The organism is Treponema lecithinolyticum ATCC 700332, assembly GCA_000468055.1.
In the GTDB taxonomy this organism is placed as follows: Bacteria; Spirochaetota; Spirochaetia; order Treponematales; family Treponemataceae; genus Treponema_C; species Treponema_C lecithinolyticum.
The window spans coordinates 188,211-188,628 of record KI260567.1 but is presented as its reverse complement, the minus strand read 5'-3'; positions in this window follow the sequence as shown (position 1 = coordinate 188,628).

Here is a 418-nt window from a genome sequence, read left to right as displayed (position 1 = left end):
AACTGATTAATTTTTCTGGTCAACCTGCAACTGGTATGCAGCTAATCCGTTCCCGGTTCTTATTATAACTGATTAATTTTTCTGGTCAACCTGCAACCTTTCCACTTGTGTCTTGTAATATATATTTATTATAACTGATTAATTTTTCTGGTCAACCTGCAACCGAATTACAATAAAGACCTAAAAGGCAAATTATAACTGATTAATTTTTCTGGTCAACCTGCAACCGGCGAAGCCGTCGATTTTTGAAAGAAAAAATTATAACTGATTAATTTTTCTGGTCAACCTGCAACCGAATTACAATAAAGACCTAAAAGGCAAATTATAACTGATTAATTTTTCTGGTCAACCTGCAACGACCGGGTAGAGGATGTGACGGGCTACCCGATTATAACTGATTAATTTTTCTGGTCAACCT